This is a genomic window from Candidatus Flexifilum breve (assembly GCF_016713355.1).
In genome coordinates, this window is the sequence record NZ_JADJPI010000037.1 from 660,154 (window position 1) to 676,614 (window position 16,461).

The window sequence follows — 16,461 nt, forward strand, 5'->3', positions numbered from 1 at the left end:
CATTAATTCCCGAACAGGCGGGTCGCGACGCGTGAGAAGAACAACACCATCAACAGCAGCACCACCGACACCGCGGCGGCGTAGCCCATCTCATAGCGCAAAAAGCCATAGTCTTCGATGTGGTTGACGATCAACTGTCCAGCGTACTGCGGTGTTGGGTTGCTGCCGGAGAGCGTCACCCCAATTGCACCGGCCTGGAAGGTACCGACCAGCGCCATCACCGCCCCGAAGAGCATTTGCGGTTTCATCGACGGGATGGTGATGTAGAAGATTTCCTGCCAGCGGCTGCTCATGCCGTCCATGGCGGCTGCTTCATAGAGTTCCGGGCTGATTTCGAGGATGCCGGCCAGCATGGCCAGAAAGCCGATGCCCATACTGCTCCACAGCGTCACGATGATCATGATCGGCATGAGGTACTGTGGTGACTGCAGCCACTGAATCGGCTCGCGGATCGTGCCAAGGCCCATCAGGAAGCTGTTCAGGTACCCGGTCTGGTCACCGCTGAACAGCGCTTTCCACACCACCGTCATCGCGACGCCCGCCGTCATCGATGGCGAGTACAGGATGAGCGCAAAGATGGTCCGTGGCAGGCGGGGGAGCTGTGCCAGCATCCACGCCAGCAGGAAGGCGAGCGCGTAGCCGCCCGGCCCGACGATCACCGCGAACTGAATGGTGTTCGCCAGCACATACTTCATGAACGTGTCGTCCTGCGTGATCAGGGCTATGTAATTGGTCAGGCCGATGAAGCGCGGCGGCTGAATGGCGTCGAAGAAGGTGAACGACAGCCCAATCGCCGCCAGCACAGGGATGACGATGAAGATGATGAACAGCAGCGCGTAGATCGACAGGAAGGCGTAGGCACTGCCTTCTTTGTTCAGCCAGTTGCGGATTGCGCCGACGATACCCCGGCGGGGCTCGGTGTACGCGCCCGCCAGCCCGTCTTGCGTTGGATACGTTTGCCTAATTTGCATTGTCTATCCACCCCTGCACAGTCTCAATCGTCGGGACAGTGAACTCCCGCAGGCGTTCGCCATCTTCGCTCAGGTAGCCGAACTCTTCCATCTTGCGGGTGATTTCCCGGTTGATGATGATGACGGAGCGATCAATGGCCACGCGCGGGTTGACGCCGTCAAAGACGATGCGATTCCAAATATTGCTGATTTCGCGTTCCTGCATGTAGCTCCCCGGCAGGCGGACGGGTTCCTGCAGCCACTCCCACTGTGCTGCGATCACGTCCCGGTGTTCGTCGGGGATGTCCATCGCATCGAGCGCTTCAAGATTGGCGGAGAACCACATGTATTCGCGCCCATAGTTGAGCACCAACTGCTCGCCGAATTCGCTCTGCGTTTCGGTGGATAGCCACCATTTGAGGAATTCCCAGCCTTCTTCGGCGTGATCGGTATCGCGGAACATGAGGCTGGTTTGCGCCGACCCGGTCGCGTAGTGGTTGACCGTGCCATCGGGCAGCACGGTGCCGGGATATAGGCTGATGTCCCATTGGCCGCCAATCTCCGGCGCGGCGGTCAGCAGCTTGACGTACATTTCGATGATGTTCGCCACGCCGATGGGCAGCGTGCCATAGCGGAAATCCTGATAGAAGCTGGCGGTGGTGAGCGGCATGCCGTAGATCGTGAAGCTGTCGGCCATGAAGCGGATGCCCGCGACCGCCTCGTCGCTCTGGATACCCGTCGAGAAGCCGCCGTCACCGTAGAGCGGCGCGCCAAAGTTGAACAGATAGGGCGCGGTGAAGATGTAATTGCGCTGACCCGCGCCGCTCGACAGCGGCGTGTTGAAGTTCATGCCGTAGCGCTGGAGTTCGGGCAGGATTTCGAGGACTTCCGTCCACGTTTCCGGCACGGGGATGCCCAGCTCGTTGAGGATGTCCCGGCGGTAGAAGGTCACCCACGCGTCTTGCGTTTCCGGCAGCGCGTATACCGAGTCGTTGATGATGTAGCCGAGCAGTGAACCGGGCGCGAACACATCAATGAACGAGTCGAAATCCGGGAACGAGCGCAGGTCATAGAGCGCGTTGCGGATGGCGAGTTCGTAGGGGCGATCTGTGCTCACGCCGAGCGCGACATCCGGCTGAATGTCCGCCGCATTCGCGAGGATCAGCTTCGACTCGTCGGGCATGATCGAGAAGCGCACGCGAATGCCCGTCTCTGGCGTGAAGGTCGAATCCGCCATGATTTGCAGGAGATTCACGTACTGGCGCGGACGGTTGACCCATACTTCCAGTTCGTCAGCACTCGCGCCGAGCGACTGGTACGGGTCGGGCTGGAACGAGTAGATGAAACGCTTGATCTCTTCGCCGATGGCCGTCGTGATGGGCACGGCGGGCGTCTGTGGAAGGACATCCGGCGAATGCACATAGATGCGGTCCAGCGCCAGCGGCTGATTTTGCAGCAGGGGCAGCAGCGAACCGAGCTGCTGCGCCGCTGAACCGGAACCTTCCGAGAAGCGGCTCATGTAGATCGGGATTTTGTCGGGGTCGCCCGTCAGGAACAGGATGTTGTCAATCGCCACCTGGTAGGTGAGCACTTCCGGCGATGCGCCGCTCGGGTCGATGGTTAGCAGCGTCTGCTTGTCGTCGATCAGATTCTGCGCGATGGCATTCAGGCGTTCTTCGACATCCGGGATGTACTGCGTGATCGCCCATTCCTTGAACGGGTCGCGCTGATTGCCCGTCAGATGGCGAATTTCCAGCGCGAGGTCATTGATGTCGAGCAGGGCTTGCTGGATGGTATTGATGGCGCGCAGGTAGGGCGCGTTGGTCGCCTCCACACTCAGTACATTCACGCCCGCGTTGAGGTAAAGCTTGTAGGGCGTGTCCCCGCCGAGGTGCACATCCATCCAGTCAGCGCTGGACGGGAAGGCGACCGCGTTCAATTCGGCAAAGGGCACCGCGCCGTTGACCGTGATGCGGCGGAACACCGTGAAATTGCTGCGCGTGTTCTGCATGGCGCGGAAGGTGAGGCTGTAGTAACCGGCTTCCGGCACGTTGAATTCATAGTAGACCGCGCTGCCGCTCTGATCCCAGCTTTCGCCGCCCATCGTGTTCATCAACTGGCAGTAGGTGTCATAGGGCGTGACCGTGAGACTGCGATCCGTCGCGGGGCGTACGGAGGTGTCATTTTTGTAGCTCGGCAGTTCGGCTTCGAGCGCGATCTGGATGCCGCTGCTGTCCGCGGCGGACTGCGCCGCGAGATACTGCGCGTAGTCGGGGTAGGGCGTAAAGGGCACGAGGTAGACACTGCCGAAATAGGCGATGCCCTCGGTCAGCGTCAGTTCGAAGCGATGCTCGCCCGCGCTCAACCGGATTTGCAGCGGGTAGGGTTCGCTGAACTCGACATCGCGCACGTCGGCGGTCGACCAGCGCGCCTGCCGGATTTGTTCGATGAGCGCATCGTTGCCGTAGCGATCTTTAGGGAAGACGCTGCCGTCGCTGCGGTAGTAGATCGGGAAGGAAACGCGTTCCAGATCGCTGATCGGGAACGTGCCATCGACGCGCAGTTCGCCTTCAGGACGACGCGACTCGGCGGTCGCAGCCATGTCGAAGGCGATAGTGTAGTCACCCTCGGCGGGGACGGTCGTGCTGAACGTCACCACTGCGCCTTCGGTTACGAGCGCGCTCGGTTTGGCGTACAACTGCGCGATCTCGTCCGCAGCCAGCGGCAAATCAAAGGTCTCCGCGGGAATTTCGATGGCAAGCGGGTGGCTAAGACCGCTGTACAGACGGGGAACGTCCGCCACCAGCGCTACGTTGGCGGCGCTGACCGCCGTTGCCGGAGTCGCGCAGGTCACGACGGCGGCGGCCTGCGCGTTGGACACGGGCTCACACGCCGCCAGCAGGCTGATCACTGTCAGGATCGGCCCGATTAGCCGGTAAAAGCGGTTGGGTTTCGAGCGCATCGCCAAATCTCCGGTCGTCGTGTGAGACCACTCTTGCGGGCGAAAGCACGACGTGCTGTGTTGGGTAGCAAAAAAGGGCGCTCAGGGGGTGAACGAGGTGGGCTGGTCTGATCGCCGGATTTTATAGTCAGGGTCAGTAAGAACAGATTGGCACAGTCGTGACTAGTTTGACGAGGGGCACAGTTAACCGCACCCCTCATTTACGCTTGCTGCTCGTCGGGAACGCCAGTGAACCAGCGCTCCCGACAAGTTGGTGATTACTTAGCTGCCGGTCATCGCGGCGGCGGCTTCGTCGAGAATGCCATTGGCGAACTCTTCGAGCTGCGGGGCGAGGTCAGCATACTGGAACTGGCCGGAGGCCACGTTGCCGAAGACGAAACCGAGGTTCACGTCGAGGTTTTCACCAATGTCAATGCCGGGCTTGCCTTCCCAACGCGCATTGATGTAGCCGGGGACGATCTTGGTCAGCGATTCGACGAGCGAACCATCGAGGTTTTCGAGCGCCGCGCGCAGACCGGGCTTGTCGCCCACGAACGACATGTACAGGTCAATCGTTTCCGGGGAGACGGTCACCGGCATACGGGTCGGGACGGTGCCTGCCGCCTGCGCGATTTCCGCTTCGGCCGTGTAGCCCGCCGCGGAGAAGCTCATCCACTTGGCGAAGTCATACGCAGCTTCGGGGTTGGCGCTGGTCGCCGATACGACGATGATGTCCGCCACGAGCGCCTGATTGCCGCCCGGAACGCCGACGAAGTCCCAATTGAAGGTGGCGTTCTGCGTGTACGCCGGGACTGCCCAACCGCCGTCCCACACCAGACCAGCTTCCTGATTCAGGAAGAGTTCCCACGGGCCGACGGCCGTGAAATTGGCCTTCTGTTCATCCGACAGACCCTGCCACGCGTTCGGGACCATGTCGATCGCCATCTGCACCGCTGACTTGAAGGCTTCGGAGTTGTAATTCATGTGCGTGCCGTCGAAGCTGAACCAACCGAGGCTGCTGTCCTGCGTGCTCGGGTACCAGCCCATGAACGGTTCAATGTCGTTCGTGCCGAGGACGCCCTGTTCGACGTCAGTCAGGTCGGTCACGGCAGCGGCGAAGTCTTCCACCGACACGCCGTAGGCCGGAGCGTCGAGGTTAGCGGCTTCGTACAGATCCTGATTGACGAAATAGCCCATGACGAACTGCGCCACCGGCAGACCGAGCACCTTGCCACCGTGGGTCACGGCGTTCTGCAGGACGGACGGAACATTCGCCCAGTCGGCATCATCCGCGACCATTGCGGTCAGGTCAGCCGTCCAGCCGTTCTGGATGTAGTAGGGGGTGTTGTCGGCCATCCACACATCGGGCAGCTCACCGCGCGCGGCGAAGTTGGTCAGTTTTTCGTCCCAGCGGCCATCACCGGACATATCGACGAATTCGATCGTGACTTCCGGGTGCGCGGCCACATACGCGGCGACGAGCTGGCGCTGGACGTTGTTCTCTTCTTCCGTGCCGAGGTTCCAGTTAGCGTAGCGGATGGTGACCGATTGGGCGCTGACCGGAGCAATCGTCAGGCTGATGAGCAGACCGAGAAGCAGGGCGAGGGCGAGTACTTTGGTTAAGGATTTCATCTCTTCATCTCTTTGTGATCTAATTATCGATGCTGAAACGGTGGGCGTGGTGCGGTCGGCAGCACACACCCTGTGTCGAAAAACGAACGTGTCGTGCGGCGCTGGCACTGTCCTTTCCGGGGTTACGTCCCCAAAACGATCTTCACCGGGTGGGTTTTCCCATCTCCAAACACAGGGAGAATATGGCTCGAATGCGGTTGTCCGTCAACCGTCACCAAGCGAATTCCGCCGTGAACGCGCTGGGGATTTTCGACTTCAATCGCGTACACCGCACCCCGGAAGGTGCGCGTGATCTTGAAGCCGGGCCAGTGCGCCGGAATGGACGGCTCGACGAGCAAGCCATCTTCCTGCGGGCGAATTCCAAGAATCCAATGGGTGGCTACGCGATGCAGCCACTGGGCCGACCCCGTGTACCACGTCCACCCGCCGCGCCCGTAGTATTCCGAGAGCGGGCCGTCGATGTTGCCGGGGGTGACGTACGGTTCAGCCTTGTAGGTGTCGATATCAGCGCTGCGATTCGGCGGGCAAATGCGGCGATACGCCTCATACGCCAGTTCCGGTTGACCCGCGCGGGCATACGCCCACACTGACCAGGTCGCCGCGTGGGTATACACGCCACCATTTTCGCGCAGACCGGGCGCGTAGCGCGTCACGTAGCCGATGTCGGGGCGGGGACGGGTGAATGCCGGGTAATTGAGCAGCGTGCCATAATCTTTGAGCAGGTACTGTGTGACCGAGGCCAGCGCTGTTTCGGCGCGCTTACCGTCGGCAGTGCCGCTCATCACCGCCCAGATGTTGGGCATGAGGAAGATTTTGCCTTCGTCGTTCGTCTGCGAACCGAGCAGCAGACCATCGTCGGTGGTCGCCATCAGATACCATTGGCCGTCCCACCCATGCTGATTGAGCGCGACTTTCAGGCTGTCGCGCACCAGCGCGCAGCGGTCGGCAAAGCGGTCGTCGCCGCGGCGCTGGGCCAGCGGAATGAAGCCGCCGAGCACCATGTGCAGGAACTCCGCGACCCAGAAGCTCTCACCCTTGAGCAGCGTCCCGACCGCGCTTAGTCCGTCGTTCCAGTCGTGATCGCCCATGAGCGGCACGCCGCGTGGCGAGAAACGTGAGAACGAACGCTCAATTGCCCGCTTGCAGTGCTCATACAGCGCTTCCGCCGGGCCGTTGAGGTAGGGAATCTGCTCGTCGAGGATGTCGTAGTCGACGGTTTCTTGCAGGTATGAGTGCAGGATGAAGGGCAGCCACAGCAGATCGTCCGAACAGTTGGTTCGGGGGCCACCGCCGCGGATGGTGAACCACCAGTGCAGCACGTCGCCTTCGATGAACTGGTTCGCCGCGTGCAGCAAAAGCTGCTTGCGCGCAAAGTCGGGGTCGCCGACGAGATAGACTTGACTGTCTTGTAGTTGGTCGCGGAAGCCCCACCCGGCGGACACCTGATAGAAGGCCGATTTGCCCCACAGCCGCCCGGAGATCGCCTGATACTTCGCCCACACGTTGGTCATGAAGTTGAACGCATCATCCGGCGTTTCGACCTGTTCGCGGTCGAGGAAGCGCGCCCAGAACGGCTGCAGCGCGGCGAATGCCTGCTCCGCCCCGGTGATCGAGGTGTAACGCGCGATCAACTCGTGGGCGTCTTCGGTGCCGTTTTCCGCCGCACCGAGTGTAAACACGATGGTCTTCGATGCACCCGGCGGCAGCGTCACCGCGACTTGCAGCGCGGCGATGGCATCGGTGAAGCGCCCGGTACGGCCGGCCAGCGTCGGCTCGGTCATAGCGCGCGGACGATCATCATTGTTGTACATCCCGATGAACGACTCTTTGTCGCAGTCAAACGACTTGAGCGGCTCGCTCACCGCCATGAACGCCGTATACGGCCAATCGACGTTGTTCCAGCGGCCTTTGTCGTCGGGGAAGCCCCACAGACATTTGGTCGCGAAGACCGCTTGTCCGGCACACGAGGTGTCAATGAACAGCTTGTGGAATTCGCGGTGTTCGTCTGGAGAGAAACCGAGCAGCCACTCCGCGTACGAGGTGACATCGAGTTCGCGCGTTTCAGAGCTGTTGTTCGTCAGGGTGAGTTGAATGACTTCGAGCGGTGCATCGGGCGCGACGAAGATCGTGAGCGTGCTGGCGATGTCTTCGACCTGCTGCATGATGCGCGTGTAGCCGATGCCGTGCACCACCTGATACTGCTGATAGGGATGCATGACCGGTTTGAAGGCCGCCGACCAGTAAGTATTGCGCTGGAGGTCGCGGATATAGAAGTACTTGCCCCAGTTGTCTTTGACGAGATCCTGGAACGAGCGGGTGATGCGGTTCTGGCCGGCGTTGCCCCGCCAACTATACCCCGAACCCGTCTGCGAGATCATCAGGCTGTAATCACCATTGCTGATGATGTTGCCCCATGGGCGCGGCGTGAACGGCGTCTTGACGACGTATTCCCGACCGTCTTCTGTAAAGTATCCGTACTGATTTTCGAATTTTCGATTCATTTTAGTTCGCTGAAATTGGTAACTTTACAATTCGCTGACTTTGCGTTAAGCTATCAATCAGCGAAGTGAAACGTTTCACTTTACTGGCAATTTACCATACTTATTTTTAGCTGTCAACAAATTCGTAGGGGTGTATTTCCAAAATTGGGTGGCTTACCAAGATACTTTTTCAGAATGCCTTGATCCTAGCCCGCCGCCTCAAACTTCGAAATTCACCCGTGAACGCTCACAGACAACGAGGACGTCTTGGGCTGCGGCGGAAATCGCCGCCCCAGCCCGCCGCAGTCGAAATGAACATGGGCTGCTCGTCCTGCGTAGATCGGGGAAAGTTTACGAGGATGAGGACTCGCCGCATGTCGACAATCACCACACACGGGCTGCTATCCGGAGGTCGTCCACGATGACGACAATTCGCGACGTGGCCAAACGCGCCGGAGTCAGCGTGACCACGGCGTCGTATGCGCTGAATGAAACGGGGACCATCGGCGATGCGACCCGTAAGCGCGTGCTCGCCGCCGCCGAAGAGCTCAATTACCACCCGAACGCGTTCGCGCGCAACCTCAAGCAGCGCAAAACCCACACCATTGGTGTGTTCATCGCCCGCTTCAGCGGCTCATTTTACGAAGACATCCTCGAAGGCATTCACAGCGTCATCCTCGATACCGATTATGAGCTGCTCGTGTGCCCGGAAAGCCGCTCGACCCGCCGCATGCTCCTGCACCGTCAGGTCGATGGCGCCATTGTGTTTGATCGCAAAATCCCGACCGAGTCGATCCTCAAGCTGGCGTCGCGGCGCTTCCCCATCGTGGTGCTGGATCGCCTGCTGCAAAACGAGTTCATCCTGCCGCTGCTGCTCGACAATCCGCAGGGGGTGCGCGAAGCGTTTGCGCATTTGTACTGTCAGGGCATGCGCAAACTGGCGTTCGTCGCCGGCGCGCTCGATTCGTTCGACAATGCCGAACGCATGGAGACATTTTTGGACGAAGCCGCGCAGCACAATTTAGATGTGCCCGTATATCAGGGGAATTTCACCGAGATTTCCGGCTACGAGGCTGCCCAGGCGATCATGCAAACGCGCGAGCTGCCGCAAGCGGTGTTCTGCGCGAACGACCAGATGGCGTTCGGCTTTTTGCGCGCCATGCGCGAACATGATCTGAGCGCGCCCGCCGATATCGCCGTGGTCGGTTTTGACGATATCCCGCTCGCCCGGTATATGCAGCCATCCCTGTCGACGATTGGCGCGTCGCGCTTTGAGTGGGGCGCGACCGCTGTCCGGCAGCTCATCGACTTTCTGGAAAACGATACGCCCTTCCAACCGCATCCGATTCCGACGCGCTTTCTGGCGCGCCAATCGTCAACGTTGTAAGCTGAGGCGCGGATTTCATGTGGAGAAACTAATCTATGGATGCACAAGCCCTGCTTCTGCGCGAACTGCAAGGCTCGGTAGATTTCTTTTTGCAGTACAGCAACCTCGACGCGACCAGCCGTGGGTACGGGCTGACGGTTGATGCGACCAAAGATCTGCGCATCGCGTCGATTGCCGCGACCGGGTTCACGCTGTCCGGGTGGGTGATTGCCGCCGAACGCGGTTTTATCCCCCGCCAGCAAGCGCTCGACATCACGCGGGGGACGCTGCGCACACTGCTGCACCATGTGCCGCACCATCGCGGCTTCTTCGCGCACTTCCTCAACATGACAGACGCGGCGCGCTGGGGTAAATGCGAATACTCTACGATTGACACGGCGTTGTGCCTCAATGGGGTGATTACGGCGGCGGCGTACTTTCAGGATGCCGAAATTCAGGAATTGGCGCAGGCGCTTCTGGAGCGCGTCGATTGGAACTTCCTCGTGTTTGAGCGTGACGGCGTGACGCTGTTCCGCATGGCTTACAACCCGGATCGCGGCGGCGACTACGTGCATGGCGATCCCGGGTTCATCGCTCAATGGGATATGGCCGCTGAACAAAAGATGATGTATTTGCAGGCGGCGGGACACATCGATCCCGACTTGGCGCGGCGGCTGTATCATGGCTTCCGGCGCGACACCGGCAAATTCGAGGGGCAGGACGTCATCATTAACCCCGGTGGCAATTTGTTCGCCTATCAGTTCAGCGAGGCGTGGCTCGATACCGCTCGTTATCTCGATCCTGACGGCATCGACTGGTTCAACAACACGCGCTTGGCGACGCTCGCGGATCGCGCGTTCTGCCTTGAACACGCCGCCGAATTCAAGACCTATCACGAGAACAGTTGGGGCATCAGCGCGGGTGACAGCCCGTGGGGCTACGATGTCTCCGGCGCGCCGCCCGCACTGGACACGCCCAAGCCGAACGGCACGGTGTCGATTTATGGCGCGATCTCGTCGCTGCCGTTCGTGCCCGATCTCGCGCTGGCGATGATCGACTATCTCTACCGCGAACATCCGCAGACATGGGGGCCGTATGGCTTTTACGACTCGTACAACCTCGCCGTCGATCCGCCGTGGTACAGCAGCGCGCTCTACGGGATCGACAAAGGCTGCTCCATGCTCATGGTCGAAAATTACCTGAGCGGGCTGATCTGGCGGACGTACACCGAAAGCCCATACCTGCAAAACGCGCTCAAGATTCTTGGCTTTTACAAGCGGCAGTAAGGGAAACACCCATGAAGACCTTCGAAGTCAAAGACGGGCAGTACTGGCTGAACGGCCAACCCGCGCTGATTCAAGCGGGCGAGTTTCACTATTTCCGGAACCCGGTAGACCAGTGGGAGCAGCGTCTCGACCTACTGCGCCGGGCGGGCTTCAACACGGTCGCGGCGTATATCCCGTGGCTCTGGCATCAGCCGCAGCCCAACATGTCGGATGTCGATGGGCATACGCACCCCTTGCGCAATCTGGCCGGGTTTCTCGATCTGGCGACGGAGATGGGCTTCTATATCATTGCGCGTCCCGGCCCCTACATCATGGCGGAGACGATCAACGAAGGCGTGCCGCCGTGGGTGTTCAGTCAGTACCCGCAGGTCGCCTATATCGGGCAGGATGGCAAACCGCAGAATATTGTCAGCTACCTGCACGCGGATTTCCTCAAGTGCGTTGACGACTGGTATCAGTCGGTATTCACCGTGCTGACGCCGCGCCAGATCACGCGCGGGGGCAACATCATCATGACCCAACTGGACAACGAGATGGGCATGATCCAGTGGGTGCGCAATCTGGTGGACATCAACCCGGATACCCTGGCGCGGTTTGCCGATTATCTGGGCACCACCTATGGCGATCACCTAGCCGAGCGTTACCCAACCGCTGATCTGTCTGCCTTCCTCCTTGAGCAGATGACACAGCCGCAGGCCGCGCACGCTGCCTCTGTCATGGAAGACTACCGCCGTTTCTACCGCGTCTACCTGCGCGACTACATGGTCTGGCTGTGGGAACGGGCGCGCGCGTATGGTATGGATGTGCCGCCCGTGGTCAACATTCACGGCTTTGGCAACGGCGGCAAAACGTTCCCCATCGGCATCTCGCAGTTGATCGACGTGATGGCGCTCGACGGTATGGTCAGCGCGACCGATGTGTATCCGATCTTCATCGGCGAAGGCAACTTTCATCAGCTCGTCATGGTCAATGAGATGACCAAAGCGCTGCACAACCCGCAGCAGGCGTTGTTCTCGATTGAGTTCCAAGCGGGTGGTAATCAGGATTTTGGCGGAGCGCAGTTGTCGCTCTACGACCTGCATACCCGGCTGTGTATCTCGGTCGGGATGCGTGCCATCAATCACTATCTGTTCTTCGACGGCGAAAATGACCCGGTGCTCAGCCCGACGAAGCGGCATAACTGGGGGCATCCCGTGCGGAAAGATGGCACGCTGCGGCGGCATTACGCTCGCTACGGACAGCTTTCGCGCGTATTGACCGCCTATGGTGCGGATCTTGTGCGGGCGCAGCCCAAAACGGTTACGACCATCGGCTTCCGCCTTGACGATTACATGACGGAAGTGAACAATCCAAGCACCCGCGCCGCCACGGACATTCTGACGCATCAGCGTGACGTCATTCTGTTCGACTTTCTGGCGCGTGGGCTGGCGCTCACGCACCGCCCGTTCGACGCGGTCGAACTGACCCGGGCGGAGCTCGACGCGGCGCGCACCCCGACGCTGTGGGCGATGGTCGAGCAGCAGTGTGACGCGGCGGCGCAGCAGAAACTGGTTGAGTATGCGCGGCAGGGCGGGAAGCTGATCCTTGTCGGACGCCTCCCGGTCGAAACGTTCGCGCATGAACCCTGCACGATTCTGCGCGACGCGCTCGGCGTCACGTCCGTGCAGACCGATCCACCCTTCACGCCCGTCAACATTCAGATTTTCGATGAGGCGGATGTGCCCGTCTCTTTCCTCCAGATTTACACAGGCACTTTCGCCGACGTCTTCGCCACGACCGCGGATGGACGCACGGCAGGTTTTGTGCAGACGATCGGTGCCGGGCAGGTATGGGTGTTGGGCGCGGCACTGGCGACTAACACGCCTGAAGACTTGCGCGTGTTCGATCAACTGGCGACTCGCGTGGGCTGTGCATCCCTGTTCAAATTGAGCGACTGGGCAGACGTGCGCTTGTCCGAAGGGCCGAACGGCAGCTTCCTCTATATCAACAACTATCAGGATGATCCGGTCGAACTCACGGTCACGATGGCGCGACAACCGCTGCTCGGCGGGCAGGCGGTTTCGCTCCCCGCGCGGCGCGGCGCGATTCTGCCGCTCGACTGGGAAGTCAAGCCGGGCGTGACGATCCACTACCTGACGTCCGAAGTGACCGAAGTGAGCGAAGATGGGGAGCGTCTGATCATCAAGACCGCGCTGCCCGAGTTCCGCGCCGAAGTGAGCCTGAATGGGTATGAGTGTACTAATCCCGCGATTGTGCTCATCACCGAGGATCAGCGGGTGACGCTGCTCGGGCAGGGGGGCGTGATCGAGTTGGTGCGAGTGTAACCGGCACAGGCATAAGTGGCTTTCATAGCGAATGAGAATACTCGACCTCACCCTGCTTGCTGCGCAAGCCGTCCCTCTTCCCACGGAGAGGGACAGTTGAGCGCAGCGAAACGGGGTGAGGTTAGGCAAACTGCCGATTCTAAATTGAATCTATTCCCCTACAAAGCAGGTTAACCTAAGGCCTGCGCGAGATCGTCGATCAGATCGTCAACATGCTCCAGACCGATGGAGACGCGCAGTAGATTCGGCGGGGTGGGGCTGTCCGCGCCTTCAATCGACGCGCGGTGCTCGATCAAGCTCTCGACACCGCCCAAACTGGTCGCACGTGTGAAAATCTTGAGCTGCGCGATCATGGCGAAGGCTTCCGCCTGTCCACCGTGGATCTGAAACGACAGCATGCCACCGAAACACGCCATTTGCTTTTGCGCCATGGCGTGACCGGGATGACTCGGCAGGCCCGGATAATGCACGACTTCCACGCGCGGATGTTCGCTCAGGTAAAACGCGATCTTTTCGGCGCTGCGCGCTTGTTCGCGCACGCGCAGAGGTAGAGTGGGCAAGCTGCGCAGAATCAGCCAGCAGTCAAACGGCGAGGGGACGCCGCCGCCGAGCTGCTGCAGCGTGCGGATGCGCGCTTCCAGTTCACCGGCCTCGCGCAGAATTAGCGCGCCGCCGAGTACATCACTGTGACCGCCGAGATACTTAGTTGTCGAATGCAGGATCACATCCGCGCCGAGCTGGAACGGGTGCTGAAACACGGGCGTTGCCCACGTGTTATCGACTAGCACCAAGGCACCGACGCGATGCGCGATGTCGGCGGCAGCGGCAATATCGACGATCTTCAGGCGTGGGTTCGACGGTGTTTCCAGCCATACCAGCTTCGTATTTGGCTTCAATGCGTGGGCGATGTTGCCCACATCCTGCATGTCGACGAAATCGTACTGCAAACCCCACCGCGCCAGCACCTCTTTGACGTAATGGCGCACGCCGTGATAGAGGTCGTCGGAGAGCAGCACATGATCGCCGGTGCTCAGGCTGTGCAGCATGGCCGCTGCCGCCGCTTGACCGGAGGCGAAGGCGATGGCCGCTGTGCCACCTTCCAGCGTGGTGAGCGCGGTTTCCAGCGCCGTGCGATTCGGGTTGCTGAGGCGCGTGTACACGTCATGGGCGAAGCTGCCGTCCGCCGCGCGTTCAAACGTCGTCGCCAGCGTAATCGAAGGTGTCACCGCGCCCGTGCCAGGTTCGACCGGACGCCCGGTATGCACAGTCAGAGTTTCGAGTCTCATCGGTTGATCTCCACAGTGGATTTGACAGTGGAGTTTCACCTGTTTGGGGCGGAAGTGCAAGCGCACTCCGCCCCGTTAAGCTCAATAACCCATATGGGCGGTCAGTGTGCAGCTTCCCGGTGGCACAAACGAGATGCTGCTGCCGGAGCCAGAGACCCCGCACCCCGTCCAAGACTGCACCGTACACTTCGCATCAACGGCGACCGCGTGGGCTTGCAGCAGCGTGCCCGGGAGGTACTGCGTCCCCTGACAGTTGGGCACGGTGTCGAGCAGCGCTGATCCACCGCCGAAGCATGTGCCCATGTCGATCGTCACGGTCACGGTGTAGCAGGCGCTGGTCTCGTCGCCAGGATCGCTGCCGCCAACGCAGGTCGCCGGATCCCACAGGCAGAGTCCAGCGGGTGAAGTGACACACTCGGCCGCCGGATGCCCGCAGGTGTCACACGAGCCGCAGGGCAGCCAACTGCCGCCCGGTTCACGTTCGTCGTCAGGGAACGGAATCACGTCCGGGATCTCGCCTTGCGGGATGTCAGCACAGTCGCCGAGCGCGGTGACTTCCGCCTGTGCGACCCACAGGCTGATCACCGCTTCGTGACCGGCAAACTGCGTTTTGTCGACCTGCCACCAGAGATTTCCGCCCTCATCGGCGGCCTGCCCGATCACCGTGTAGTCGATGCCGGGGTTGAGGAAGGTGAAAATGCTGCGCGCAGTGCCGGGACCGACACGCGCGGCCACGCCCTCACGGTCCGCTCGGATGGCGCACGCTGCGCCGCCGGGTTGATCGCCGTTGGGCGAGAACGTGACCGTCAGCTCATCGGAACACAGGAGGTCGCCCCGCGTCATCCACAAGACGAAGCGAACCGCGTCCAGTGTGGGCGGGAAATGGTCAAACGCATAGCTGGTACGGTCGCCCGGCAAGCTGAGACCGCCGCTGTAGGATTCGCTCCCGCCCGCAACCGAGTAGAGATCGAGCGCGAATTGATCCGCGCCTAACCCTGCGTCCCAGCCGACCGACAAGGCACGCACCGCGGGATCGGTCATGGCGGCGGTCAAGCCGAGATCCGGACAGCCGGTCATCTCGATGGTCAGGTCAACATGGACGGACTGCGTACACAGGACAATCCCGTCGACCAGCACCTGCAGCGTGAAATTGAACCCGGTGTAACCAATGTCGGGCAGTACCCACGAGAATTCCGTCGGGTTCCCGGCGATCCACTCGCTGTGCGTCAAATAGACTTCGCCGCCGCCTTCCGGTAGTCCGGTAACGTAGACCGCGTAACCATCAGCGCCAGCGAAGGCGTCCCAGCCGACCGTCACCCAATTCGCGGCTGTCGGACTTTGTTGGGCGGTGAGGTGTAGATCCGGGCACTCGTCGCCGGGGACAAGCTGCTCGACTGCGGGGCACGGGGCGCACACGGCGCTATCGGCGGCGGTGTCTCCCGCTGCGCAGCTCGGATTAGCGCCCGCACAAGTTACGAGCAGTCGAAGTGATCCGGTGGCCACGGGGTCGAGTGTGGCCACCTCGACTTCGTACTGACCACTGTCCGCCGCAACCGTGACCCAATCTTCAAGCTGGTCGCCGATCCGCAGCCGCATCACCGTTTGGCCGCGTTGATCGCGCACTTTGACGATGAAAGGCGCTGCGGTGGGTTCGGCGTTCAGGTTGGTGACCATCAAGGTCGTCGGGCAGTTGTCGGACTCAAAGCTGAAATAGAGGGGTAACGATGCTTGAGGGAGGGTGACGTCAAGCGCCTGTCCGCTCAGCAGCGGCGTCGCCTGCACCGGGGAGCGCCCCAACACCACGAGCAGATAGTCGCCGACGGTGTTGTTTTCACCGCTGAGGCGGAGCACATAAACCCCGGTTTCGGGCAGAAACACGGCGCTCTGGGCGTCCAGCGGTGCGTCTGTCAGCGGGTTTTGTTGGCTGTGAGCGAGCACGACGCCATTCGGTGCGATCAGATCCAGTTGAACGTCGAGCGTGCCTGTCCACGATTCAGCGGTGATGACGACATAGTCGCCCTGCTGACCGGAAAGGCTGTAGGTTACGGTCGGCGTGTCCGCGGTGATCATCCCGTAAACGCGCGCCCCATAACCGAGCGTACCGCCCGTCTGGGCGCGGACGCTGCTGTCCGCAAGGCTCAACAGGCAGAGCAGGATGATCAGCGGGAACCAGCGGGTCTGTTTCATGATGAACTT

At 60.9% G+C, this 16,461-nt stretch carries 9 protein-coding genes; 3 read left to right on the forward strand and 6 right to left on the reverse strand.

Annotated features, from left to right (window positions below):
• Positions 1-2 precede the first annotated feature (2 nt).
• The 4 genes from IPK17_RS33910 to IPK17_RS33925 all read right to left on the reverse strand — a co-directional run bounded on the left by IPK17_RS33910 (position 3) and on the right by IPK17_RS33925 (position 8,024).
• On the reverse strand, positions 3-971 hold the full coding sequence (locus IPK17_RS33910) for a carbohydrate ABC transporter permease (protein ID WP_343422147.1): 969 nt from the start codon (positions 969-971) through the stop codon (positions 3-5).
• Positions 961-3,912: an extracellular solute-binding protein gene (locus IPK17_RS33915; protein WP_343422148.1), complete on the reverse strand. Its 2,952-nt coding sequence runs from the start codon at positions 3,910-3,912 to the stop codon at positions 961-963. Before IPK17_RS33915 ends, IPK17_RS33910 begins: the two co-directional genes overlap by 11 nt.
• A 261-nt stretch (positions 3,913-4,173) precedes the next feature.
• Positions 4,174-5,523, reverse strand: coding sequence for an ABC transporter substrate-binding protein (locus tag IPK17_RS33920; protein WP_343422149.1), 1,350 nt, complete (start codon positions 5,521-5,523; stop codon positions 4,174-4,176).
• Between the two features lie 122 nt (positions 5,524-5,645).
• Entirely contained in the window at positions 5,646-8,024 is a 2,379-nt protein-coding gene (locus IPK17_RS33925; protein WP_343422150.1) for a glycoside hydrolase family 94 protein, read from the reverse strand.
• A 400-nt stretch (positions 8,025-8,424) separates the two neighbouring features.
• Here IPK17_RS33925 and IPK17_RS33930 point away from each other — a divergent pair, with 400 nt between their 5' ends.
• From IPK17_RS33930 to IPK17_RS33940, 3 genes are read left to right on the forward strand one after another with little or no spacing between them, the layout of a single operon-like run.
• On the forward strand, positions 8,425-9,390 hold the full coding sequence (locus tag IPK17_RS33930; RefSeq protein WP_343422151.1) for a LacI family DNA-binding transcriptional regulator: 966 nt from the start codon (positions 8,425-8,427) through the stop codon (positions 9,388-9,390).
• A 35-nt stretch (positions 9,391-9,425) separates the two neighbouring features.
• Positions 9,426-10,655, forward strand: a complete 1,230-nt coding sequence (locus tag IPK17_RS33935; RefSeq protein ID WP_343422152.1) for a glucoamylase family protein — start codon at positions 9,426-9,428, stop codon at positions 10,653-10,655.
• Between the two features lie 11 nt (positions 10,656-10,666).
• Positions 10,667-12,979 carry a beta-galactosidase gene (locus tag IPK17_RS33940; RefSeq protein ID WP_343422153.1) on the forward strand — a complete coding sequence of 771 codons (2,313 nt, stop codon included), beginning with the start codon at positions 10,667-10,669 and terminating at the stop codon, positions 12,977-12,979.
• A gap of 170 nt (positions 12,980-13,149) precedes the next feature.
• On the opposite strand, the gene IPK17_RS33945 is transcribed toward IPK17_RS33940, so the two are convergent.
• Together IPK17_RS33945 and IPK17_RS33950 are read right to left on the reverse strand one after the other, a co-directional pair.
• A complete protein-coding gene (locus IPK17_RS33945; RefSeq protein ID WP_343422154.1) occupies positions 13,150-14,265 on the reverse strand; it encodes a trans-sulfuration enzyme family protein in 1,116 nt (371 codons plus the stop codon).
• A gap of 81 nt (positions 14,266-14,346) precedes the next feature.
• Positions 14,347-16,452 (reverse strand): hypothetical protein, encoded by a 2,106-nt coding sequence (locus IPK17_RS33950; RefSeq protein WP_343422155.1) that lies wholly within the window; start codon positions 16,450-16,452, stop codon positions 14,347-14,349.
• Positions 16,453-16,461: the final 9 nt, after the last annotated feature.